A 22,517-nucleotide genomic window follows, 5' to 3' on the forward strand; every position below is an offset into this window, starting at 1 on the left:
GGCCGCGATGAGCACCGACTGTTCATCCGGCCGTCACCTCGCGGGCCGCCGGCATCACTGCTCGGAGTCGACCAGCCGCTTCGCGACCTGGGGCGCCACCGGGTCGGCGCCGGAGCCCGCATCAGGACCAGCCTCGGGACGGGTGGTCTGGACCGGTGCGGTGGTGAGCACCAGGTCGCGCTCGCGCCGCCGCGCCCGGTGCAGCAGCTGGCTCAGCGCCTGTCGGAGCTGGATCCGGCCGATCGCCTCGGCCGCGGCCCAGCCGGCGACGATGACCATCCAGCCGACGATCGCGTCGATCACCCAGTGGTTGCCGGTGCCGATGATGACGATCGCGGTGCCCAGGGCGTAGAGCCAGCCGAGCCCGCGCACCCACCTGCGGGTGGCGTATATCTGCAGGGCGAGCGCGACCCACAGCGACCAGCCGGCGTGCAGCGAGGGGAACGCCGCCAGCTCGTTGGTCAGCCCGCCCAGGCCCCGGGGTGCGGAGGCGTCGGCGCCCCACCAGCCGTCGGCCGCGTGCAGGCTGAGGACGTCGACGTACCCGCCGATGAAGCGGGGCGGCGCGGTGGGCAGCGAGATGTAGGTCATCAGGCCGATCAGGGTGCCGATCACCAGCGCCCGGCGGGCCGGGCCGTAGCGGTCGGCGCCCAGGCGCCACAACCAGATCAGCACGCCGGCGGTGACGATGTAGTGGAGGGTGGCGTACCAGTAGCTGCCGGCCAGGCCGAGCACCCGGTGGTCGCTGAACAGCTGGTTGAGGGGGACCTCCCACTGGATGCCGATCAGGCCCTCGACGTGCAGGAGCTCGTCGGCGCGGTGCAGCGCCGGCCCCATGTCGGTGTCGGCGAGCAGCCGGGCCAGGCTGTAGACCACCCAGAGGGCGAGGATCAGGAGCAGCTCGAGGATGCCGCGCACCCAGCGAGGCATCGGGCGGCTGTGGGCGAGCGCGGGTGCTATCGACACAGCACCAGCGTTGTTCATACAACCTCCCTGAGGCATCCGGGCTCCACCCGGAATCAACACCAGGGTCTGCTCAGGTAATTCCCCGACCTGCGGTCGTGTCAGACCCGGCGCAGCACCGCTGTCACCTTACCCAGGATGGTGGCATGGGTACCGTCGATCGGATCGTAGGCCGGGTTGTGGGGCAGGAGCCACACATTTCCGTCCTTGCGCTGGAAGGTCTTGACCGTCGCCTCGCCGTCGATCAGGGCGGCCACCATCTCGCCGTTCTCGGCGGTGGGCTGCTGGCGGATCGCGACGTAGTCGCCGTCGCAGATCGCGGCCTCGATCATCGAGTCGCCGCGGACCTCCAGCAGGAACAGCTGGCCGTCGCCGACGAGCTGGCGGGGGAGCGGGAAGACGTCCTCGACCCGCTCCTCGGCGAGGATCGGCCCGCCGGCGGCGATCCGGCCGACCACGGGCACGTACTGCGCCGCCGGCAGGGCGTCGCCGACCCCGGTCTCGTCGAAGGAGGACTCCTCGGCCGAGGACATCGACCGGCGCGCGGCCATCACCTCGGGGAGGAAGACCTCCAGGGCGCGCGGGCGGTGCGGGTCGCGCTTGAGGAAGCCCTTCTCCTCGAGCGTCTTGAGCTGGTGGGCCACGCTCGAGGAGCTGGTCAGCCCGACGGCCTCGCCGATCTCGCGCATCGACGGCGGGTAGCCACGCTTCTCGATGGAGTCCTTGATGTGTGCGAGCACGCGCTGCTGGCGCGGCGTGAGTCCCGTGGCGTCGGGCGGCCCGTCGGGCAGCTCGCTCACGCGGCGGGACGGGGTCTTCTTGCCGGGCTGGGACGTGGCCATGGGAGCACGGTAGCCATCTTGGGCGCCGGCTTCAAACACCTGTTCGAACGGCGTGTCGGACAGACTGCGGCCATGACCTCAGGAAGCAGGAGTGCAGGCGCGGGCCGGAGCGCCGTGGTGACCGGCGCGGCGCGGGGCATCGGGCGCGGGATCGCCGAGCGGCTGGTGGCGCAGGGGTACGCCGTGGTCGTCAGCGACACCGACGAGGCCGCGGCCCGGACGTGCGCGGCGGAGATCGGGGCGGCCGAGGGGCGCGGGCTCGACGTACGCGACCCGGAAGCGCACCGCGCTGCGGCGGCCGCGGCGGGACGCCTCGGCGAGCTGACGGCCTGGTTCAACAACGCCGGGGTCGGTGACGACGGCCTGATCGGCGACCTCTCCGACGAGGCCGTGCGTCGCCTGGTCGAGGTGAACCTGCTCGGCACGCTGTGGGGGATCCGCGCCGCGGTCGCGGCGTTCGGCCGGCGCGGCGGGGACGTCGTCAACACCGCGTCCCTGGCCGGGCTCGGGCCGGTGCCGGGCTACAGCGTGTACGCCGCCACCAAGGCGGCGATCGTGTCGGCCTCGATGTCGGTGGCCGCGGAGACGCCCCGGCGGGTGCGGGTCCACGCCCTGTGCCCCGACGGCGTGCGCACCGCGATGCTCGACGCCCAGCGACCCGGCGGCCTGGGCGCCGCGCTCGTGCACTCCGGCGGCCGGATCCTCACGGTCGAGGAGGTCGCCGAGGCGGCGGTCGGGCTGGTCGGTGCCGGCCGCGTGGTCCGCACCGTCCCGGCCTGGAGGGGTGGGCTGATCCGCGCCACCACGCTCGCACCGTCCGTGGCCGCCCGGGCGACCGGCCTGTTCGCCGCCCAGGGCCGCCGCGCGATCGCGCGGGACCGGGGCGGGCCGTCCGGAGACGCTCCGACCGGGCGGTGACTCCGGTGCTCCTGGCGTGAGCCTTCGCGCGCCGGGAGCGAGCTCCACGACGGCGTCGTGACGGGTGTGACCCGTGGGTGTCCGGAGGTCGGCACGACCCGTCGAACAAATGTTCGTGTCGGCCTTGATCCGTTCGAACACGTGCTCTATCGTCGTACACATGTTCGATCGAACGTCTGATCGAGTGACTGGTCCAGACCGTCCCGCAGGGACTGTCGGTGGCCACCACTAGAACGGATCTCGAGAGAGCAGGACTCCCGGCAGACCGCCGCTTCCCCAGGAGGTCACGATGAGCACGATGACGATCCCCGTCCACCCGGCCCGGCCGGTGCGAACCCCAGTGGTGCGACCGTCTGTGGTGCGACCCGCCCCTCGTCGGGGCTCGGCGCGGCTGACCCGCCGCGGCCGGCTGGTGGTGCTCGCGGTCGCGGTGCTCGCGATCCTCGCGGTCGGATTCGTGCTGGCCGGCGGCTCGGTGGCCACCGACGAGTCGGGGCGCCCGGAGCCCACCCGCGTGGTGATGGTCGGCACCGGCGACACCCTGTGGGACATCGCCGCCGGCCTCTCCGACGACGGTGACGTCCGCGCCATGGTCGACCGGATCCAGCGGCTCAACGCCCTCGACTCGGGCATGGTCGTGGCCGGCCAGCGTCTCCTGGTGCCGACGGAGTAGCCCGCCGGCCCGATGGACCAGGGCCGGTGTACCCAGGGCCCATGAACATCGTCAGCCGCCTCGACCCCGGCTGACGAGCCGGGGAAGACGAGGGGCGGGGCCTGGGGGCCCCGCCCCTCGCGGCGTCTTGGTGGGGTGCCGGGGCCGCGGCGAGTTTCGTCGGTCGGCCGATGAACCTCGTGCCTGGACGATGAAGCTGCGTCGTCCAGGCACGAGTTTCGTGGCGGACCGGACCCGTGCGAGCGCGGCCCCGTCCTCAGCGGGCGGCGCGGCGTCCGCCGATGGGACGGGTGCGGTCGTCCTCGGCGGCCGGCTTGGCCGGGGCCGGTTCGGAGCGCGGCGGCGGGCCGCCGGTGATGCCGAGCCGGCGCAGCACCCGCGCCAGCAGCATCAGGCCGACGAACAGGCAGGCCACCGCGCCGACCGAGGCGAGGGCGAGGAGCCACCACGCCGTCGAGTCGCCCCCGCGGGCGGTCGAGCCGAAGTCGATCGCGGCGTACACGAGGTAGCCCCACGCGACGATGCAGGCGGTGATCCCGAGCGCGAGCAGCAGCAGTGCGGGCTGGAACCGGGCCTGGCGGCGCGGCCCGCGTCGCGACCCCGCTCGCTTGCCCGCCGTGCTCTCCGATGCCCTGCCTGCCACCGCGCCATTGTCGCCGATCCCCGGTTGCCCCTCGGCCACCCGGGGGCCGGTGCGCGCGGCGCGCGCCCTCGGCCGCACCGGCCGGCGGCGGGGCTGGGCTCAAGCGGCGAGGGTGACCTCCAGCTCCTCGCGCAGCCGCGCCATCAGCCGGGTGAGCAGTCGGGAGACCTGCATCTGGGTCACGCCGATCGCCTCCCCGATCTGGGCCTGGGTGCAGCCCCGGAAGAACCGCATCTCCACGATGGTCCGCTCGCGCTTGGAGAGCTTCGCGAGCACCGGGGCGAGCATCGCGCGCGCCTCGGCGAGGTCGAAGCCCTCGTCGGTGAAGCTGAGACGGCGCCCGATGGGGTCGTCGTCGCCCTCGTGGGCCGGAGCGTCGAGCGAGGCGGGCGCGAAGCAGCCGCTGGCGCCGAGCGCCTCCACCACCAGGTCACGGTCGAGACCGAGGTGCTCGGCGATCTCCGAGGGCCGCGGCGCCCGGCCGAGCCGCTGGTAGAGCTCGCCCTCGCAGGCGATGATCTTGGTCTGCGCCTCCTGGATCGAGCGCGGCGGACGCACCGTCCAGCCCAGGTCGCGGAAGTGCCGGCGGACCTCGCCGCGGATGGTCGGGATCGCGAAGCTCAAGAAGTCGTGGCCGCGCTCGGGGTCGAAGCCGTGGACCGCCTTGACCAGGCCGACGTACGCGACCTGCTCGAGGTCGTCGGTCGCGATGCCGCGTCCCCGGAAGCGGCGGGTCGCGTCGACCGCCATCGCCATGTTCAGCCGGATCAGCTGGTCCTCGATCTCGGCGCGCTCCTCGGGCCCGGCCGTGGCACGGAGGGCGAAGAGACGGATGGTCTCGTCGGCTCGGCTGGGTGCAATACCTGCAGTCATCGGGGTGACCTCTCCTGTCTTCGGTTGCGTGGCGGCCTTCTCGCGACCGTATTCGTTGTCTTGCCCGGTATCGATAGCCGCATAAACCACCCGTGCGGGTGGTCTATTGGGGTGGCAGAGTGCGCGTGGAGAGCGACTGGGAGGTCCGCGTGCAGGTGCTGGACGACATCGTCGGACCCGATCCGGTGGTGGTGTTCTGCGGGCTGGCCGGCGCGGAGAGCACCAAGGTCCGCGACCACTACTACGAGACTCCCGGCAACTCCTTCTGGGAGTCGCTGCACCGGTCCGGTCTCTCGCCGTGGCGGCTCCGGCCCGAGGAGGACCACCGTGTTGTCGAGCTCGGCATCGGGCTCACGGACCTGGTCGGCCACTGGGACCCCCGGTGGGTGGAGATCGACGCGCTGGTCGCCAGGGTGGAGCGCTGGAGCCCCGAGTGGCTGGCGTTCACCAGCAAGGCCGTCGCCCACGAGGCGGCGCGCGCCCTGGGCGTACGCCGGCCCGGGCTCGGCCCGGCCGACTGGTACCTCGGACCCGCCCAGGTCTTCGTGCTCCCCGGCGTCAGCGGCGCCAACCAGCGCCACGACTACGACGGCCGCCCGGACCGGCTCTCCTGGTGGCGCGACCTCGCCGCACTGACCGGGTGCGCAGGCGAGGGCCACGGCGGCGGGTGAGCGCCGCTGCATCCACCGGGGTCGGCGGATCAGCCGCGGAGGGCCGGGAGGACGTCTTGCCCGAACCTGCGAATCGAGTCCAGCGCCGCCTCGAACCCTGGGCCCTGGGGTAGCCGTGACCTGAGGATCACCCAGTCGTCCTCGCCGAGGTCGAGCCCGTCCCGGAACCGCGCCAGGCTCTGTGCCGCCGTGTCCGGGTCCCCGATCACCATGTACTTCTCGAGCCGCTCGAACGTCGCGTCCTCGATGGATCGGATCTCGTCGGTGTAGTCGATCATCCCCCACTTCAGGTAGTACGCGATCTCCTCGACCCACAGTGGCCCGAACGTGTCGCGTGCCTCGTCGTAGGTCTCACCGACGAATCCGTCCAGGAGCTGGACCACCACCGGCTTCCTGCCGGCCGCGCGAGCCTCCGCTCGATACATCTCCACGATCGCCCGCCGCTCCTCCAGAGGCGTGTAGAAGCCCAGCAGCACGAGCCCGTCGCCGGCGCGCCCCGCGCGCCGTACTGCGGCGTCGGTCGTCCCCGCGAACCAGAGCGCCGGCCCGCCGGGCTGGTACGGCCGCGGGTTGACGAGGACGTTCTGCATCGACCAGTGCGTGCCCTCCCAGTCGAAGCGCTCGCCCGCCCAGGCCCGCCGCAGGAAGCGCACCGACTCGCGGAACCGCGAGAAGCGCTCCTCGTGGGGCTCCCCGAAGTGCTGGAAGTAGCCCTCGTGGTAGCCGGCGCCGACGCCCAGGATCAGCCGGCCGCGTGAGACGACGTCGACGAGCGCGGCGTCCTCGGCCAGGTGAGTGGGGTTGTAGTACGGCGGTTGCAGGACGCAGGTGCCGAGCTGGATGCGGGTGGTCCGCATCGCCATCGCCATGAGCGCCATGAGCGGGGAGGGCCACAGCGTCTCGCTGCGCGCGTGCCGCTCCGGGACGAACGCCCCGTCGAACCCCACCTGCTCGGCGACCACGGCCTCCTCGATCAGGCGGTCAGCGAACTCGGCCGCTTCCTCCCGGCTCGGGAGTGGACGGTCGTAGGGGCCGCCGTGGGTGTCGGGCATGTATCCGAACTTCATCGGGCCTCCTCGCGCACCATGTCCCGACCGACCCTTCGGACGGGACCTGGGCGTCACGCTAGAGGGGGCGACAGAACCGCGCAAGAGAATCTATGCTCCAACCGACTGGACGGTCGGAAAGGAACGGTGGTCGAATTGCCGACGCTGCTAGTGGCCGGGGCGAGTGGAGTGGTTGGGTCCGCGACGGTCGAGCAGGCCCTGCAGGACACCGACTGGGACGTCGTCGCCCTGTCGCGACGTGCGCCCGTGGTGCGGGGCGACCGGGAGTTCACCCACGTCTCGGTCGACCTGCGCGACGCCGAGGCGGTTTCCGTGGTCGCCGAACAGCTGTCAGGAGTCACCCACCTCGTCTACGCCGCGCTCTTCGAGAAGCCTGGACTGGTCGGCGGGTGGACCGAGGCGGACCAGATGGCCACCAACGACCTGATGTTCGGCAACCTGATCGAGACCCTGTTCACCAGCGCGCCCGCCCTGGAGCACGTCTCGCTGATGCAGGGCACGAAGGCATACGGAGCGCACCTGCACCCGATCCCGGTCCCGGCGCGGGAGAACGCTGCCCGCGACGAGCATGCCAACTTCTACTTCCTGCAGGAGGACCGTCTCCGTCGGGTCGCCGAGAGCAACGGTCTTCGGTGGACCATCCTCCGTCCGCAGGTGGTGCTGGGTGGCGCTGTCGGCGCCGCGATGAACCTGGTGCCGGTTCTCGGCGCCTACGCCGCGGTGTGCCGAGAGCTCGGCGAGCCCTTCGGCTTCCCCGGTGGTGTGTCGTACGTCTGGGAGGCGACCGACGCCCGACTGTGCGCACAGGCGCTCCTGTGGGCGGCGGAGGAGCCCGCTGCGGCCTGCCAGATCTTCAACGTCACCAACGGTGATGTCTTCGAATGGCGCAACCTCTGGCCCGCCATCGCCGACGCGCTCGGCGCCGAACCCGGCCCCGACAGCCCGCGGGGTGTCGCCGAGTTCCTGCGCGCACACTCGCAGGTCTGGGACGACGTGGTACGCCGGAACCGGCTGGTGCCGCTGAGCCTCGACCAACTGGTCGGGGAGTCGGACCACTATGCCGATCTGTGCTTCAACCTCGGCGAGCTCGGGGAGGTCTTCCCGCGCTTCGTCAGCGGTATCAAGATCCGACAGGCCGGGTTCACGCCCTGCTTCGATACCGAGGCATCCGTGCGGCACTGGCTGGCCCGGCTGCAGGAGGACGGGGTGCTCCCGGATCCCGCCCGGAGCTGATCCGGCGGTCGGCTCCCGCGACGCCTGGTCGCGCGGCGACCACCCGCCCCGCTGTGCCGTCGGCGACACGCCCCAACTGGACTCTCGCCCGGGTGCCGACAGGGGCCCTGACCTGCGGGTTTGTCCCCGCGCGGGCCGGCCCCGGAAGAACTTCGGCGGGCTACTTGCGCAGCCCTGGGGGGCGGGCGTACGGTTACCACTACATCTAGTACTTACAACGGTGTAGTTATCCACATCTAGTCCCCAGAACCGCCTCGGCGACTCACAGGACGAGGGTGGAAGACCCACAGTCGACACCTTGTTGTACACAGCGGAACCCCCCGATATCCACAGCCCGCGCCCACCCCTCCCGGGGGTTCTCGGCCACCCCAGAGCTCACTCGAGAGGAGTGACCCGTGCACTGTCCGTACTGCCGCAACGCCGACACCCGGGTCCTCGACTCGCGCGTCGCCGACGACGGCGGCTCGATCCGCCGCCGGCGTACCTGCTCGGCCTGCGCGAAGCGGTTCACGACCGTCGAGATGATGCAGCTGACCGTGCTCAAGCGCTCCGGCGCGACCGAGCCGTTCACCCGCCAGAAGGCCGTCGCCGGCGTCCGGAAGGCCTGCAAGGGCCGCCCGGTCACCGAGGACCAGCTCGCGTGCCTGGGCCAGGAGGTCGAGGACGCGCTGCGCCTGGCCGGGGCGGCCGAGATCCCGGCCCACGAGGTCGGGCTGGCCATCCTGGGCCCGCTGCGCGCGCTCGACGAGGTCGCCTACCTGCGCTTCGCGAGCGTCTACCGCGCCTTCGAGTCGGCCGACGACTTCGAGGACGAGATCGCCCGGCTCCGGGCGGAGCGCAGCCTGCGCGCCGAGCGCGCGGCCAGGGCGATCGAGCCGGCCGCGGTGCCGGCCCCACCTCAGCCCGTCGCGACGGGCTGACCCCAGACCGCCCGGCGTGTGTAGTGGGGAAGCTGCACGCGCCGGGCGCACCAATCGTCAACATCGGCCGCTCACCCGAGCGATGTCGGTGCGCAGGGCAATGATCGAAGCAACACCCACCTCGAGAGACGGGACACAGAGGGATGACGGAGACGGTGAGCGGGCGCACGGGCGCGAAGGCCGGGTCGAAGGGCCTGACGATCGAGCGGGTCTTCAGCACCGAGGGGGTGCACCCCTACGACCAGCTGACGTGGGAGCGCCGCGACGTCGTGCAGACCAACTGGAAGACCGGCGAGACCGTCTTCGAGCAGCGCGGCGTCGAGTTCCCCGACTTCTGGTCGGTCAACGCCTCGACGATCGTCACCACCAAGTACTTCCGGGGCGCCGTCGGCACCGACGTCCGCGAGTGGAGCCTCAAGCAGCTCGTCGACCGGGTCGTGAAGACCTACACCAAGGCCGGGGTCGACCACGGCTACTTCGCCACCGCGGGCGACGCCGAGGTCTTCGAGCACGAGCTGACCTGGCTGCTCGTGCACCAGTACTTCTCCTTCAACAGCCCCGTCTGGTTCAACGTCGGCACCCCGTCGCCGCAGCAGGTCTCGGCCTGCTTCATCCTCTCCGTCGACGACTCGATGGACTCGATCCTGAACTGGTACAAGGAGGAGGGCTTCATCTTCAAGGGCGGCTCTGGCGCCGGCCTGAACCTCTCCCGGATCCGCTCCTCCAAGGAGCTGCTGTCCTCCGGCGGCACCGCCTCCGGCCCGGTCTCCTTCATGCGCGGCGCGGACGCCTCCGCCGGCACCATCAAGTCCGGCGGCGCGACCCGTCGCGCCGCGAAGATGGTGGTCCTGGACGTCGACCACCCCGACATCGTCGAGTTCGTCGAGACCAAGGCGCGCGAGGAGGACAAGATCCGCGCGCTGCGCGATGCCGGGTTCGACATGGACCTCGGCGGCGTCGACATCACCTCGGTCCAGTACCAGAACGCCAACAACTCCGTGCGCGTCAGCGACGAGTTCATGCGCGCGGTCGAGGACGGCACCGAGTTCGGCCTGCGGGCCCGCAAGACCGGTGAGGTCATCGAGACCGTCGACGCCCGGGACCTGTTCCGCAAGATCAGCAAGGCCGCGTGGGAGTGCGCCGACCCGGGCCTGCAGTACGACGACACCATCAACGACTGGCACACCAACCCCGAGACCGGCCGGATCACCGCGTCCAACCCGTGCTCGGAGTACATGTCGCTGGACAACTCCTCGTGCAACCTCGCCTCGCTGAACCTGCTGAAGTTCCTCAAGGAGGACGACACCTTCGACGCCGAGCTGTTCGCGAAGGCGGTCGAGGTGATCATCACCGCGATGGACATCTCGATCTGCTTCGCCGACTTCCCGACCGAGGCGATCGGCAAGACCACCGTCGACTACCGCCAGCTCGGCATCGGCTACGCCAACCTCGGCGCGCTGCTGATGGCGATGGGCCTGGGCTACGACTCCGACGGTGGCCGCGCGATGGCCGCCGCGATCACCTCGCTGATGACCGGCACGTCGTACAAGCGCTCGGCCGAGCTGGCCGACATCGTGGGCCCCTACAACGGCTACGCCCGCAACGCGGAGGCCCACAAGCGGGTGATGCGCAAGCACCAGGCCGCCAACGACACCGTTCGCACCCTCGGCATCGCCGACAGCCAGGTCCACAAGGTCGCCACCCAGGCCTGGGCCGACGTGATCGAGCTCGGCGCGACCAACGGCTTCCGCAACGCGCAGGCCTCGGTGCTCGCACCCACCGGCACCATCGGCTTCATGATGGACTGCGACACCACCGGCATCGAGCCGGACTTCTCGCTGGTCAAGTTCAAGAAGCTCGTCGGCGGCGGCTCGATGCAGATCGTCAACCAGACGATCCCGCGGGCGCTGCGCAAGCTCGGCTACCAGCCCGAGCAGGTCGAGGCGATCGTCGCCTACATCGCCGAGCACGGCCACGTGATCGACGCGCCGGGCCTGAAGACCGAGCACTACGAGGTCTTCGACACCGCGATGGGCGCCCGGGCGCTCAAGCCGATGGGCCACGTGCGGATGATGGCGGCGGCGCAGCCGTTCCTCTCCGGCGCGATCAGCAAGACGGTCAACCTGCCGGAGACGGCGACCGTCGAGGAGATCGAGGACATCTACCTGCAGTCGTGGAAGCTCGGCCTCAAGGCGACGGCCGTCTACCGCGACAACTGCAAGGTGGGCCAGCCGCTGGCCGACGGGGGCGGCAAGGCCAAGAAGGACGCCGCTGACGCTGTTGATGCCGCGGCCGCCGAGGCGACCAAGGTCGTCGAGAAGATCGTCTACGCCCCGACCCGCAAGCGGCTGCCGAAGTCCCGCGTCTCGCGCACCACGTCGTTCACCGTCGGTGGCGCCGAGGGCTACATGACCTCCGGCGCCCACGACGACGGCGAGCTGGGCGAGATCTTCCTCAAGCTCGGCAAGCAGGGCTCGACCCTGGCCGGCGTGATGGACGCGTTCTCGATCGCGGTCAGCATCGGCCTGCAGTACGGCGTCCCGCTGGAGACCTACGTCTCGAAGTTCACCAACCTGCGCTTCGAGCCGGCCGGCCTCACCGACGACGCGGACGTGCGGATGGCGCAGTCGATCATGGACTACATCTTCCGCCGCCTCGCCCTGGACTACCTCGACTTCGAGACCCGCCAGGGCCTGGGGATCTACTCGGCCGACGAGCGCCAGCGCTACCTCGAGACCGGCTCCTACGAGCCCGTCGAGGAGACCGGCTCCGCCGCCGAGCTGATCGCCGACCACGACCACGGCATCGAGGAAGCCACGGTGGTCGAGGAGGCGCCGGTGGTCGAGCTCGTCGAGACCCCGGAAGTGAAGGCAGGACCCGCGAAGACCGCCCACACCTCCGCCGAGCTCCTCGAGCAGATCACCGGCACCGCCGTCGACAGCCCGCTCTGCTTCACCTGCGGCACCAAGATGCGTCCCGCCGGCTCCTGCTACGTCTGCGAGGGCTGCGGCAGCACCAGCGGCTGCAGCTGAGTCGTCGACACGTCGGGCTCGCCACCTTGGAGGTGGCGAGCCCGGCTGCGTTGTCGGGTGGATTCCGAGAGAGCGACCTTGGGGTCGGTCAGCCTCGGGATCGGAGCCGCCACATGTCAGATCGTTCCGTGCGAAGGCAGCGTCACCAAGTGCGGCCGCACGACCGCGCACCCTCACACTGCCAGCCGCGCTCGGTCTGCCTCATCCGGACTTCAGGAGAGGCGGAGCTGATCGATCGGCGTGCAGCGGCGGCGAGGAGTGGGTACGTACCGGTCCTCGTGGGAGGAGCCGGATGCGGATCAGTGACACCAGCGACCTGTGGTGGAAGACGGCGGTCATCTATTGCCTGGATGTGCAGACGTTCATGGACTGGAACGACGACGGGATGGGCGACTTCACCGGCCTGGCAGAGCGCATCGACTATCTCGCCGAACTAGGGGTCACCTGTCTGTGGTTGATGCCGTTCTACCCGACGACGGACCGCGACGACGGCTACGACATCACCGACTATTACGGCGTCGACCCGCGGCTGGGCAGCGCGGGCGACTTCGTGGAAGTGGTCCGCACCGCCCGCGATCGCGGCATGCGGGTCATCGTCGACCTGGTCGTCAACCACACCTCGGACAAGCACCCGTGGTTCCGAGCCGCTCGGTCGAGCAAGACCTCTCCGTTCCGCGACTTCTACGTCTGGCGTGACACCGAGCCGCCCAGCACCAAGGCAGAGGTCGCGTTCCCTGACCGGGAGGACAGCATCTGGGAGCACGACGCGAAGACGAAGGAGTGGTACCTCCATCGCTTCTATCGCACCCAGCCGGACCTCAACATCACCAATCCCCGCGTCCGCGACGAGATCGTCAAGACAATGGGGTTCTGGCTGGAGCTCGGGATCTCGGGGTTCCGGGTGGACGCTGTGCCCTTCATGATCGAGACCACGGGCGTCGATCAGGCCGAGCTCGACCGCTTCCCCGACCCGCACGAGTTCCTGCGTCATCTGCGGTCCTTCGTCGGGCGGCGTACCGGCGACGGCATCCTGCTCGGGGAGGTGAACGTGCCACACCGGGAGCAGAAGCTGTTCTTCGGTGGCAAGAACGGCGGCGAGCTGACGATGCAGTTCGACTTCATCGGGATGCAGAACCTCTACCTGTCGCTCGCGAGGCAGGACGCCCGACCTCTGGCGCGGGCCCTCCGGCGGCGGCCGGCCATCTCGTCGGAGTCGCAGTGGGCGACATTCGTCCGCAATCACGACGAGCTCACCCTCGACAAGCTCTCGGAGTCCGAGCGCGAGGAGGTGTTCGACGCCTTCGGGCCCGAGCCGGACATGCAGCTCTACGGCCGCGGCCTGCGCCGCCGTCTGCCGCCCATGCTCGACGGCGACCCTCGGCGCCTCCGGATGGTCTACAGCCTCTTGTTCTCCCTGCCCGGCACGCCTGTTCTCTTCTACGGTGAGGAGATCGGGATGGGGGAGAACCTCGCCATCGAGGGACGACTCGCCGTACGCACCCCCATGCAGTGGACCGGCCAGCGCAACGGCGGCTTCTCGAACGCGCCTCCGTCGAGGCTGCGCCGGCCGCTGACGGAGGGATCGTTCGGGCCCGAGCACGTCAACGTCGCTTCCCAGCGCAGCGATCCGGAGTCTCTCCTGGCGTTCATCAGCATGCTCATCAAGCGCTACCGGGAGTCACCGGAGCTGGGCTGGGCCGACTTCGCTGTGCTCGACCAGCCGCTCCGGCACGTGCTGGCGCACGAGTGCGCCTGGGACGACCGCCGCATCGTCGCCGTGCACAATCTCAGCCCCGAGAGCTGCACCGTGCCGCTGACCCTCCACCACTGCGATAGCAGCTACCACCTCCTCGACCTGCTGCGGGACTCGGATCACCTCGAGCTGGACGACTCGGGACGGGTCGAGGTGACGCTGGACGGCTACGGCTACCGATGGCTCCGGCTGATGCCCCGCAACAGCCGCCGGCTCGCCTGAGACCGGTGCGCCATACCGCCGAAAGGTGTTGGGTTGCCCCGGGCATCCCCGTCGACGCCATCGTCATCCGGGCTCTGGCTCGGCTACCTCGAACATCGAGCCCATGGCCCGAGTCGTCAGGTCACCAGGTCGGCCGGCGAGACGTGCACGGCGTACGGCTGGCTGACCGCGAGCCGCTCCCGACCGCGAGCGGCCGCGGTCTCGACGTACGCGCCGTCTTCGAGCTGCCACGCGGTGATCGACGGCTCGTGCTCGGTGGAGCCGGGGTCGACGACCCAGTACGACGGGCAGCCGGCGGCCGCGTAGCGAGCCTTCTTGAGGCCGAGGTCGATGTGCGTGGTCGACGGCGAGAGGACCTCGATGGCGAGGAGGGGCGGGCCGTCGAGGCCGGTGTCGGTGATCGCGGACCGTGGCGCGACCAGGAGATCGGGCTGGACCACCGTGTCCGGGCCGAGGACGACGGAGAACGGCGCCACCACGACCCGCAGGTCGGCGGGGCACGCGGCGTCGAGGGCGACCAGGAGCCGGACGACCGCCGACTGGTGTCGCCACTGGGGCGCCGGTGTCATGACGAGCGCACCGTCGACCAGCTCATGGCGCCACCCGTCGTCGGGGAGCGCCTCCAGGTCGGCGCGGGTCATGGTGCGACCACGCGGGAGCGTCGTCATGTCGTTCATGGTGCCTCATCCGGTCTGGTCGGGGTGCGGTCTGCCGGTCGCGCGGTCCTTGTCCGGGGCCAGCCGGAGCGGCGTCACGGTCGAGCCCGTCCGTGACGTCTCCTCGGGCCACCAGTCCTCCCAGGGCTCCAGGTCCTCGGCGAAGGGGGTCCGCCACGCCAGGTGACCGAGCAGCGCGATCACGAACTGGTCGAACGTCATCCCGTAGCGCTCGGCGCGGTGGCGCAGCTCGCGGTCCAGTCCGACCGGCATGCCGTCCACGTAGAAGCCCACGCTCTCGAACTGGCGCAGCGCGGCGGTGTCGCGCCAGTGTGCGCGGGGGTCGTGGCTGAGCGGGTCGTAGAGCAGCTGGTCGAGCGGTGCGTGCGGCGTCGAGAGCAGCTGCGGGTCCTCGAGCCGGGCGCGGCCGAGTGCTTCGAGCAGCAGCGCGTTGCGAACCCAGTCCTCGTCGTCACCCTTCCACCACCGTTCGGCCCGGCAGTGCTCGGACAGCAGGCGGCGTACGGCGTCCTCCTCTGCGGGGCCGGGCAGCTCGGCGGGGTCCACCAGTCGCACGGCTAGCTGACCCGCGCTCCACCGCAGCGCGACCAGGTCACCGGGCTCGGCCGGAGGCAGCCAGCCCTCCGGTCCCAGCAGCACCGGGTCGTCGGTCTCGGCGAGCCGAGCCGCGCCGCCGCTGACGAGGGGAAGCGGGGCGATGACGGCCATGGTCAAGAACGGCTGGACGCCGCGGCCCAGCCATAGGTCGGTGCGGCCACGGAGCGAGCCACGCACCCGATGGGTGAGGACGATGCCGTCCAGGACGTCGCCGAGGTAGGTGATGCGCCCATCCGGGCGGACGACGAGCAAGGTCCCCGTCTCGACGAGCGCCGCGACCCCGCTCGCGTCGAGGTCTGGTCGCCCGGCGGCCACGCGGGCCCGGTGGGTCAGGGTCCGAAGGTCGAGCGGACCGTGCTCGCGGACGAGAGCGACGAGCGTGTCATGCAGCGGGTGGTCGATCTCGGGCATCGGACTCGACATGGTTTCTCCTGTCGGCGGCGGATTCCCGGAGTCTCGCTCGGAAGGTCGGCCGCCTGCTGAGGTCATCCACAGGGCGCCGACTCGCGGCCACCGGAAGCTCGTCCAGGCGACCCTGCGCCCGACATGATGTCGCCATGACCCTCGACATCGATCGCATCCGCAAGGACTTCCCCGCCCTCGAGCAGGGCACCGCCTACTTCGACGGACCGGGCGGCAGCCAGGTGCCGCGGCAGGTGGCGGAGGCGATGGCGCGGACGATGACGTCCGGGATCTCCAACCGGGGCCGGGTGACGGCGGCGGAGCGGCTGGCCGACGGCGTCACCACCGGCGCGCGGCAGGCGATGGCCGACCTGCTCGGCTGCGACCCGGGCGGGGTGGTGTTCGCGCGGTCGATGACGCAGGCGACGTACGACGTCTCCCGTGCGCTCGCGAAGGAGTGGGCCGAGGGCGACGAGGTCGTGGTCACCCGGCTCGACCACGACGGGAACGTCCGGCCGTGGGTGCAGGCGGCGGAGGCCGCGGGCGCGACCGTGCGGTGGGTCGGGTTCGACCGGGAGACCGCCGAGCTCACCGTGGACGACGTGCGCGAGCAGCTGCCGGCGGAGACGAAGCTGGTGGCGGTCACCGCCGCGTCGAACGTGCTCGGCACCCGGCCGGACCTGCCGGCGATCGCGGAGGCGGTGCACGAGGTGGGCGCGCTGCTGTACGTCGACGGGGTGCACCTGACGCCCCACGTTCCGGTGGACGTCGCGGCGTTCGGGGCCGACTTCTACGCGTGCTCGCCGTACAAGTTCCTCGGCCCGCACCACGGCGTGGTCGTGGCTGCGCCGGAGCTGCTGGACCGGATCCACCCGGACAAGCTGCTGCCGGCCTCCGACGAGGTGCCCGAGCGGTTCGAGCTCGGCACCCTGCCCTACGAGCTGTTGGCCGGCACCACCGCCGCGGTCGACTACCTCGCCGGCCTCGCCTCCGACGCCGCGGACCGGCGGACCCGGGTGCTGGAGTCGATGCGGGCGGTCGAGGAGCACGAGGAGCAGCTGTTCGCGCGGCTGCTGGACGGGCTGCGTGGGATCGACGGCGTCACGCTGTACGGCGACCCGAAGCGCCGTACGCCGACGGCGTTCTTCTCCGTCACCGGCCGGGAGGACCAGGAGGTCTACGAGCAGCTGGCCGCCCGGGGCGTGAACGCCCCGGCGAGCAGCTTCTACGCGATCGAGGCGTCGCGCTGGGTCGGGCTCGGGGACACCGGCGCCGTCCGGGCCGGGCTCGCGCCGTACACGAACGCCGACGACGTCGAGCGGCTCCTCGCCGGGGTCGCGGAGATCGCCCGGTAGCGACGGCACCGGCCCGGCCCCTCGGTCGGAGGAGCCGGGCCGGTGCTACCGGTCGCGGATCAGCCGGCGTGCGTGCGCGCGTGCGCGTACGCGCGGGCAGCGGCCGCGAAGTCCGAGCGGACCTCGGCGACCTCGCCGCCGGTGCTCGTCGCATCCAGGTCGAGCGCCGCGTCGACGGTCACGTCGAGCTGGGTGGAGACCTCGTCGAGGATCGCGGTGAGCGCCGCGGACACCGTGCTCGCGAGCGTGACCTGGACGTTCGCCTCGAGCCGCTCGGCGGCGTTGATGATCACCACGGCCTTGGCGTAGACCGCGGCCCGGTACTCCTGGACGGAGGTGAGGAGGTCGCGCAACTCGGCGACGGTGGCGTCGGAGTCCGCCTCGGCCCGCAGCTCGACGAGGGCCGCGACGTCGGCGTCGATGCTGCCCCGCACCTCGGCGCGGTTGTCGGCCTCGAGCGACTCCAGCCGATTCGCCTCGATCGTGGCGAGGGCGTGCACGCTGGCGTCGACCTGCCGGTCGATGCGGTGCTGCAGCGAGACGCGGATCTCCGCGTTGCCGCTGGCGGCAGTGGCGGGGGCGGTGGCACCGGCGAGCGTCGCGATGGTCGCGGCCAGGGCCGCCACGGCGAGAGTGTTGCGGTTCATGATGGTTGCCTTCTTCCATGATGGCGTCGCCCACGTCGCCCGGCCGACTTCTGGGCGTCGGCCTTCGGTGGACACGGTGAAGTTCGGTGCCGGATCAGCGGTCCTGAGGCTTTGGAATTTGCGACTATTCGCAGCGTTCAAGCCGTAACTTCGGCCGTTTCTGCCTCGTTTGTCTTCGTCCTTCTGCCGCGTCCCAGGGCCTTCGCTCCGGCCTTCGATCGGCTCCGGACAGGTGTCCCGATCGGCGATGTCGGCGCGCCGACCTAGGGTCCTCCCCGACGACGATCGCGGAGTGGCGAGGAGACGGGGATGGACCTGGACGCGGCGTGCCGGCTCGGCCGCGAGCTGCTCGACCTGCACGGGTTGTCGGGCTGGACGCTGGTCCTCGACCGTGCCAAGCGACGAGCCGGGGTGTGCCGGCACGCACGCCGGGAGATCGGCCTGAGCGCGCCGCTGACCGCGCTGCATCCCGAGGCCGAGGTGCGCGACACGCTCCTGCACGAGATCGCGCATGCCCTGGTCGGGCCGCGGCACGGGCACGACGAGGTGTGGCGGGCGGCCGCGCACCGCATCGGCTGCACGGGCCAGCGGTGCACCGACCCGCAGGTGCCGGGGGTCGAGGGCGACTGGGTCGGCAGCTGCCCGGCGGGTCACCGGGTCACCCGACACCGCCGTCCCTCGCGGCCCGGGTCGTGTGTGACGTGCTTCCGGGGCTTCTCCGCCGACCACCTGCTCACCTGGACCTATCGCGGCGCCCCGGCGGTGATGACCGCCGGCTACCGCGCCGAGCTGGCGAGAGTGATGTCTCGGTCCTCCGAGCCCACCCTGTTCGACGTGCCGGCCCGGCCGGGCGACCGGCTCCGGATCGCCGCGCCCGGCAGCAAGTACGACGGACTCACCGGCACCCTGGTGAAGAGGGGCCGGACCCGCTACCACCTGCGCGTCGACGGCGGGGTGCTCGCGGTGCCGTTCGCGTGCGTCCGGCCGGTGGCCGACATGAGGTCGTCATGTCGCGACCCGCGGGGTCAACGCCCCGGCGGGTAGTTTCTACGCCCTCGAGGCGTCCCGGTGGCTCGGCCTCGGCGACACCGGCGCCGTGCGCGCGGGCCTGGCGCCGTACCCGAGCAGCGACGACGTGGACCGGCTGCTCGCCGGCGTCGCGGAGGTCGCCCACTGACTCGGTGCAGGTGCGGCTCCGCCACCACGGTGGGCCGGGAAGGCCTCGCGTGCGGGTACGCCGGAGCGGCACAGCGTCAGGTCCAGGCTTCGACGGCCTGCTCGAGGTTGAGCACGATCGCGGCGGCGGCGAAGTGGTGGTTGTCGGTGCTGGTCTGGGCTTGGACGACGTGGGAGCGGAGGGCCGAGACGTCCGAGCGGGCGGCGTCGGGGTCGGCCTCCTCCCGGAGCAGGGCGGCGACGCACCGGAGGGCCTGGGCGGCGGTCGCGCGGAGCGAGGCGGCGGTGGGGTCGTCGTCGCGGATCTCCGCGCGCTGATCGGAGACCAGAGCGATGACCTCGTCGACGCAGCCGGTGAGGCGCTGGAGGGCCCGAGCGCGCACACCGTGCCGCTCGGTGCTCTCGGCCCAGCGGGCCGCCTTCCAGTTCGCGCGCCGGGCGTCGCGGGCCTCGTCCATCAGGCCGTCGGCGTCAGATGCCGTCCGGGCCAGGGAGTTCCGCAGCGCGTTCCAGTCCCGTTCGCCGACGATCTCCTGTTCCAGTGCCGTGGCGAGCTGGTCGAGGTGGTCGGCGAGCTCGGCGCGGAGCCGCTCCTGAGCGAGGGCGGCAGGGGTGAGCGGCAGTTGGGGGAACGCGACGTAGACCCCGACCCCGACGACGGCACCGACGGCGGTGAGGCCGCCGTACGCCGCGGTGTACTCGATCGGATCGCCCTTGCCCGCGACCAGCACGAACATGGCGGCCAGCGGCACCCAGCTGCCCATCCCGCCGGCGAGGCCGGCGCCGCCGATGATCACGCCCGCGACCACGGCCAGCCCGAGAGGGATCGGCTCGGGGAGCGGAGAAGCGATGGCGACCAGCGCGAGCACAGAGCCGAGCAGGATCGCGAGTACGACCTCGAGTGCGCTTCGGGCGGAGCGCACCACGGAGGTGGAGACGACGGCCAGTGCGCCGAGCGGGGCGTAGTAGGAGTACTCCGTGGCGAATCCGCCGAACGGCTGCACCACGAGCCAGGCCAGCATCGCGGCGACGGCCGCCTTGATGGCCATGAAGAAGTGCGGACGGGCCCGGGCCCCGGCCCGGGCCCGGCGGACGGTGGTCGTGGTGCTCATGCGGGACCCGTACCCGAAGCGGCCGGTCAGGTCACTCGGAGGCGACCCGGAGCCTGCTCTCTAGCATCGACACTGTGCGTCCCGCCGGACGCGACGAGATCTCGGTGGAGGGATGTGACGTGGGAGCTGGTGAGGAGCCGGGGCGGCGCCTGGACCGGGTGGTGCTCCGGCCCGGAGAGGCAGCGGAGCGCCGGCTGGCTGCCACCGTCGCCGAACTCGCCGTCGACGGTCTGCGGATCGCCGTGACCGGCACGGACGGGGCGGTCCTCGAGAAGGCCCGCGACCGGCTCGCGGTGGCGGTCACGCCGCCGGAGCAGGTGCCCCAGGTTGCGGACCCCGCGTTGCGGTGGCTGCCGCTGCCGGTGCACGGCGACCTGCCGCTGAGCGCGGAGGAGCTCCAGCGCCTGGTCCGGCTGCGCGCCCGGGCCACGCCCGAGCACGAGCGCCGCAGGCGGCAGGCGTTCCCGCCGGTGGAGGCCGTCCCGACCGATGAGGAGGTGCGCGTCCTGGCGGACCGGGTGACCCGCGCCGATCTGGCCGCCCGGCAGCTCGACCCGGCCCTGCGCGACGTGCTCGAGCGGAAGGACGCCGCGGACGTGCTCGCCGCGATCCGAGAGGTCAAGGCTCGTCTCGGGGAGGTCCTGGGGCACCGGCGTGCCTGGGTGGTCCGGGTCGTCGACCTGGCCCTCGCCGACCCCGGCGCCGACGCCTGGCAACGGCTCTCGGGCCAGGCCGAGAGCATCGAGCACCTGCTCCGGGCCGTCGCCGACCTCGGCGACACCGTGGTGGAGGGGGTGGAGCCGTCCGAGGAGGCGATGCAGGCCTTCACCTCGCTGCAGGACGAGATGGCTGTGGGGCAGTCGGCGCGACGGTGGTTCCGGGGCCGGACGCAGCGGACGGCCGCGCGCCTGCTCGAGAGCGCCCGGGTCGACGGCGAGCCGGTCAGCGACCTCGCCGGAGCATCCGCCGTACGCCGCTTCCTCGAGGTCGCCGCCCGGTCCGCGGACCTGGAGCAGCGGCTGGCCCCGCTCGGGGTGCCGGTGCCCCCGGACCTGCCGCGCGAGGCGTTGGCGGAGGGGTACATCGACGTGCTGGGCGCGCTGCGCGCGATCTCCCGGCTGGTCGACGCCTCCCGGCGGCTGGCCGACGTGCTCGGCCCCGCGCCGGTCAAGGAGCTGCCGGTCTCCTCGCTCGAGGACGTCGAGCGGGTCGGCTGGGTCGGTGACGCCCTCGCCTCGGTCCGCGAGGGCGAGCTCGCCCGCCGCGAGCTGGAGACGGCCGCGAGCGCCCTGGAGCGGGCCGTGGCGCAGTTGACGAGCGCCGCCGACCTGGACCAGCCGGCGCCCGAGGTCGCCGAGCTCGTGCTGTGCCTGCGTGCCGCGGCCGACCAGGCCTACGCCGACTGGCAGGTGAAGCTGGCGGTCGCCCGCCGGGCGCACCGGTTGGCGGTGCTGCGGGACGAGCTCACCGCCCGGCTCACCGAGTGCGCGCCCGGCCTGCCCGCCCTGATCGAGGCCGACGCCACGGAGGCGAGGTGGGCACCCCGGATCGCCCGGTGGGCCGAGGCCTGGGAGGCAGCTCGGGAGGCCTCGGCGGCCGCCCTCGACGCCGATGCCGACGCGGTCCGGGTCATCGCGCTCCCCGAGCTGGTCGCCGGCGGGGTCGGGTCCGGCGGGCTCGACGTGCTGGTCCTCCACGACCCGGCGGGGGAGTACGCCGAGGACCAGCGGCTGCTCGCCCTCGCGCCGAGGACCGTCGTACTGGCGGAGCCGGCGGCGGGGCCGGCGGGGCCGCGCGAGGCGGTCCTGGAGCTGGCCGGGAAGGGGTCCGTGACCGGTGCTGAGGTGCGCGCCGCGACCGGGTTGACCCCGGCGCGGTCGCGGGCCCTGCTCCAGCAGCTCGTCGACGCCGGCGAGCTGGTCCGCACGGGCGCCACCAGCGCCACCCGGTGGCACCGGGCCGGTCCGGTCGACGACGACGAGCAGTAGGAGGGCCTCATCACCGCACTGCTCACCGTCGGTCACGGCACCGCCACCCGCGAGGAGCTCACCGAGCTGCTCACGGTAGCCGGGGTGGGCCTGGTCGTCGACGTCCGCCGGTTCCCCGGCAGTCGCCGTCATCCGCACGTGGCGACCGAGCAGCTCGAGCAGTGGCTCCCGGCCGCGGGCGTCTCCTACCGCTGGGAGCCGCGGCTAGGGGGGCGTCGGCGCCTCCCGCCGGACGAGCGGGACGCCGACCCGTGGTGGCGGGTCGAGGCGTTCCGCGCGTACGCCGCGTACGCCCGCACCGCCGAGTTCCGCGAGGCGATGGACGAGCTGCTCGCCGAGGTCTCCGCACGCCCGGAAGCGAGCACCGCGGTGATGTGCAGCGAGAGCCTGTGGTGGCGCTGCCACCGCCGACTGATCGCCGACGTGGCCGTACTCCTGCACGGCGTCTCGGTGCTCCACCTCGGGCACGACGGCAGGCGCTCCGAGCACGCCCCGGCCGCGGGTGCGCGGGTCACCCCCGACGGGTTGCGGTACGACGACCCGGCGCCGGGCGGTCAGCCCGCGAGCCCCTCCAGCCCGTAGTAGACGAGGAACGCGGGCCAGGCGATGCCCTCGAGGATGGCCAGGACGTACCACCAGAAGCCGTCGGCCTGCTGCCAGAACCACACCCAGGCGCCGAACATGCCGATCCCGTACAGGGCCCCGCTGGCGCCGGTGTACGACGAGCCCGTGTTGTCACCCATCGATCCTCCC

21 protein-coding genes are annotated in these 22,517 nt (G+C 72.0%); 11 read left to right on the forward strand and 10 right to left on the reverse strand.

Translation table 11 applies throughout. The annotated features are described in order from the left end of the window. Nucleotides 1-54 precede the first annotated feature (54 nt). Together QMC84_RS09100 and lexA are read right to left on the reverse strand one after the other, a co-directional pair. Nucleotides 55-930: a phosphatase PAP2 family protein gene (locus tag QMC84_RS09100; protein WP_300374061.1), complete on the reverse strand. Its 876-nt coding sequence runs from the start codon at nt 928-930 to the stop codon at nt 55-57. A 134-nt stretch (nt 931-1,064) separates the two neighbouring features. Next, complete coding sequence (gene lexA / locus QMC84_RS09105) at nt 1,065-1,805, reverse strand: transcriptional repressor LexA (protein ID WP_300374063.1); 741 nt, start codon at nt 1,803-1,805, stop codon at nt 1,065-1,067. Nucleotides 1,806-1,877: 72 nt separating this feature from the next. Here lexA and QMC84_RS09110 point away from each other — a divergent pair, with 72 nt between their 5' ends. Both QMC84_RS09110 and QMC84_RS09115 read left to right on the forward strand, forming a co-directional pair. Then, entirely contained in the window at nt 1,878-2,723 is an 846-nt protein-coding gene (locus QMC84_RS09110) for an SDR family oxidoreductase (protein ID WP_300374065.1), read from the forward strand. A gap of 289 nt (nt 2,724-3,012) precedes the next feature. Then, nucleotides 3,013-3,396: a LysM peptidoglycan-binding domain-containing protein gene (locus QMC84_RS09115; RefSeq protein WP_300374067.1), complete on the forward strand. Its 384-nt coding sequence runs from the start codon at nt 3,013-3,015 to the stop codon at nt 3,394-3,396. A 256-nt stretch (nt 3,397-3,652) separates the two neighbouring features. Here QMC84_RS09115 and QMC84_RS09120 read toward each other — a convergent pair whose 3' ends face one another. Next, nucleotides 3,653-4,039, reverse strand: a complete 387-nt coding sequence (locus QMC84_RS09120) for a hypothetical protein (protein ID WP_300374069.1) — start codon at nt 4,037-4,039, stop codon at nt 3,653-3,655. A 99-nt stretch (nt 4,040-4,138) separates the two neighbouring features. Next, nucleotides 4,139-4,912 (reverse strand): SigB/SigF/SigG family RNA polymerase sigma factor, encoded by a 774-nt coding sequence (locus QMC84_RS09125; protein WP_300374071.1) that lies wholly within the window; start codon nt 4,910-4,912, stop codon nt 4,139-4,141. A 125-nt stretch (nt 4,913-5,037) separates the two neighbouring features. Here QMC84_RS09125 and QMC84_RS09130 point away from each other — a divergent pair, with 125 nt between their 5' ends. Beyond that, nucleotides 5,038-5,583, forward strand: coding sequence for a mismatch-specific DNA-glycosylase (locus tag QMC84_RS09130; protein ID WP_300374073.1), 546 nt, complete (start codon nt 5,038-5,040; stop codon nt 5,581-5,583). Nucleotides 5,584-5,612: 29 nt separating this feature from the next. Here QMC84_RS09130 and QMC84_RS09135 read toward each other — a convergent pair whose 3' ends face one another. Then, nucleotides 5,613-6,650: an LLM class flavin-dependent oxidoreductase gene (locus QMC84_RS09135; protein ID WP_300374075.1), complete on the reverse strand. Its 1,038-nt coding sequence runs from the start codon at nt 6,648-6,650 to the stop codon at nt 5,613-5,615. An 18-nt stretch (nt 6,651-6,668) separates the two neighbouring features. Here QMC84_RS09135 and QMC84_RS09140 point away from each other — a divergent pair, with 18 nt between their 5' ends. The 4 genes from QMC84_RS09140 (at nt 6,669) to QMC84_RS09155 (ending at nt 13,810) form a co-directional block, all read left to right on the forward strand. Further along, nucleotides 6,669-7,883 carry an SDR family oxidoreductase gene (locus QMC84_RS09140; protein ID WP_300374077.1) on the forward strand — a complete coding sequence of 405 codons (1,215 nt, stop codon included), beginning with the start codon at nt 6,669-6,671 and terminating at the stop codon, nt 7,881-7,883. Nucleotides 7,884-8,278: 395 nt separating this feature from the next. After that, complete coding sequence (gene nrdR, locus QMC84_RS09145) at nt 8,279-8,803, forward strand: transcriptional regulator NrdR (protein ID WP_300374079.1); 525 nt, start codon at nt 8,279-8,281, stop codon at nt 8,801-8,803. Between the two features lie 143 nt (nt 8,804-8,946). Further along, on the forward strand, nt 8,947-11,835 hold the full coding sequence (locus QMC84_RS09150) for a vitamin B12-dependent ribonucleotide reductase (RefSeq protein WP_300374081.1): 2,889 nt from the start codon (nt 8,947-8,949) through the stop codon (nt 11,833-11,835). Between the two features lie 292 nt (nt 11,836-12,127). Then, nucleotides 12,128-13,810, forward strand: coding sequence for an alpha-amylase family protein (locus QMC84_RS09155; RefSeq protein ID WP_300374083.1), 1,683 nt, complete (start codon nt 12,128-12,130; stop codon nt 13,808-13,810). A gap of 116 nt (nt 13,811-13,926) precedes the next feature. On the opposite strand, the gene QMC84_RS09160 is transcribed toward QMC84_RS09155, so the two are convergent. Next, the gene (locus QMC84_RS09160; RefSeq protein WP_300374085.1) at nt 13,927-14,478 is read right to left on the reverse strand and encodes a Uma2 family endonuclease; all 552 of its coding nucleotides are present in this window, start codon (nt 14,476-14,478) and stop codon (nt 13,927-13,929) included. 15 nt (nt 14,479-14,493) lie between these two features. Then, a complete protein-coding gene (locus QMC84_RS09165; protein WP_300374087.1) occupies nt 14,494-15,507 on the reverse strand; it encodes a hypothetical protein in 1,014 nt (337 codons plus the stop codon). Nucleotides 15,508-15,641: 134 nt separating this feature from the next. On the opposite strand from QMC84_RS09165, the gene QMC84_RS09170 reads away from it, so the two are divergent. Beyond that, entirely contained in the window at nt 15,642-16,841 is a 1,200-nt protein-coding gene (locus tag QMC84_RS09170; protein WP_300374089.1) for a cysteine desulfurase-like protein, read from the forward strand. A 59-nt stretch (nt 16,842-16,900) separates the two neighbouring features. Here the strand turns inward: QMC84_RS09170 and QMC84_RS09175 are convergent, their stop codons facing one another. Beyond that, a complete protein-coding gene (locus QMC84_RS09175; RefSeq protein WP_300374091.1) occupies nt 16,901-17,488 on the reverse strand; it encodes a hypothetical protein in 588 nt (195 codons plus the stop codon). A gap of 309 nt (nt 17,489-17,797) precedes the next feature. Here QMC84_RS09175 and QMC84_RS09180 point away from each other — a divergent pair, with 309 nt between their 5' ends. Beyond that, on the forward strand, nt 17,798-18,532 hold the full coding sequence (locus QMC84_RS09180) for a SprT family zinc-dependent metalloprotease (RefSeq protein WP_300374093.1): 735 nt from the start codon (nt 17,798-17,800) through the stop codon (nt 18,530-18,532). Nucleotides 18,533-18,741: 209 nt separating this feature from the next. On the opposite strand, the gene QMC84_RS09185 is transcribed toward QMC84_RS09180, so the two are convergent. After that, a complete protein-coding gene (locus QMC84_RS09185) occupies nt 18,742-19,776 on the reverse strand; it encodes a hypothetical protein (RefSeq protein ID WP_300374096.1) in 1,035 nt (344 codons plus the stop codon). A 119-nt stretch (nt 19,777-19,895) separates the two neighbouring features. Here QMC84_RS09185 and QMC84_RS09190 point away from each other — a divergent pair, with 119 nt between their 5' ends. Continuing rightward, nucleotides 19,896-21,764 (forward strand): hypothetical protein, encoded by a 1,869-nt coding sequence (locus QMC84_RS09190; protein ID WP_300374098.1) that lies wholly within the window; start codon nt 19,896-19,898, stop codon nt 21,762-21,764. Nucleotides 21,765-21,782: 18 nt separating this feature from the next. Beyond that, entirely contained in the window at nt 21,783-22,346 is a 564-nt protein-coding gene (locus tag QMC84_RS09195) for a DUF488 domain-containing protein (RefSeq protein ID WP_300374368.1), read from the forward strand. On the opposite strand, the gene QMC84_RS09200 is transcribed toward QMC84_RS09195, so the two are convergent. Next, nucleotides 22,319-22,507, reverse strand: a complete 189-nt coding sequence (locus QMC84_RS09200) for a hypothetical protein (protein WP_300374100.1) — start codon at nt 22,505-22,507, stop codon at nt 22,319-22,321. The two genes, QMC84_RS09195 and QMC84_RS09200, sit on opposite strands and share 28 nt — an antisense overlap. Between the last annotated feature and the right edge of the window lie 10 nt (nt 22,508-22,517).

The organism is Nocardioides sp. (assembly GCF_030019515.1).
In the GTDB taxonomy this organism is placed as follows: Bacteria; Actinomycetota; Actinomycetes; order Propionibacteriales; family Nocardioidaceae; genus Nocardioides.